Below are 1018 nucleotides of genomic sequence, written 5' to 3'. Positions count from 1 at the left end.
CTCCGCATGCTCATCCGGCGGGCGACACCGCAATACCGCTGGGACGGCCGCCCGACCACCCGACGTCTCAAGTGATCCCTACTGCCGGAGGCTCTAATTCGGTGCTCACGAACGAGCGCCCTTCCGGGCCGTCCTCGGGCCGTGGAAGGGCGCTCAATGGTGACCAACGTCGACAAGGTGCTGACAGCTCGGCAGCAGGTCAGAGCGTTGATCCAGTACGTGGCCGCAGGTCACGGCCGCCCGTGATCAGTTGCGGCTGTGCAGATCACGCAGCGCCGAGCTGAGCGGCCAGGAACACCGCTGCCACCGAGGGGCGGACTGCGTACGTTGCGCCCGCGCTCCCCTCGGGAGCCTCCCACCAGTAGAACGGAAGCCGCCGCTCACTGTTGCTGTGTCCCTTGCTCATCCCGGACAGCACCCCTGCCACGCGCCGCGCCGGATCACTCTCGTTCGGCCCACCCAGGGCCTTATCCACCAGCTCCGTGCAGTGGATCCTCCGGCCAGGGTTGCGCAGCAGGTACTGGAACACCCATCGGGCCTGCGGCGCGAGTTCGGCCAAGAACATCGCGGCGCGCTCCAAGTCCTCCGGACCCCATTCCGAGGCTCCGTAGTGCCCCGCTTCGCCAGAGTGCTTAGCCCATCGTGGATCAGCCTCAGTCAGATACGCCGTCATGCCCCGCCCCCAACAGTTCGTCCCTAGCGCGTGTGTCGTTGGCACCGTACAGAGGTACCAGGACACTGCGTGTCGAATCCGTGTCGAAGTTCTACCGGCAAGCCGCTCAGCTGAGAAAGAGCCACAGGTCAAGAGGAGGACGCGGCGCAGCCACAGAGCGCCTTCTAAGAAGCGATTCCCAAACCGGAAGGCAGGGGGCTTGCTCGAACTGTCGTCCAAGCGGGACTCGTTCGGGCGATCAAGGCTCGGTCGTGCATAGCAGCAGGGCCTCTTGAACATCTCGGTGGTGTCGAGTCAGCCGAGGACAAGTGGCCCTGATGTCCCGCTGTGTCGCTCCGCACCTTC

1 protein-coding gene is annotated in these 1018 nt (G+C 65.3%); it reads right to left on the bottom strand.

Annotated elements, in window-relative coordinates; genetic code table 11:
* Positions 1–265 precede the first annotated feature (265 nt).
* Positions 266–580: a DUF6416 domain-containing protein gene (locus tag ACFU6I_RS48750; RefSeq protein WP_384381073.1), complete on the bottom strand. Its 315-nt coding sequence runs from the start codon at positions 578–580 to the stop codon at positions 266–268.
* Between the last annotated feature and the right edge of the window lie 438 nt (positions 581–1018).

The sequence above is a fragment of the Streptomyces sp. NPDC057486 genome (assembly GCF_042802415.1).
GTDB classification, from domain to species: domain Bacteria; phylum Actinomycetota; class Actinomycetes; order Streptomycetales; family Streptomycetaceae; genus Streptomyces; species Streptomyces yanii.
This window is presented reverse-complemented; position numbering and strand designations above follow the sequence as displayed.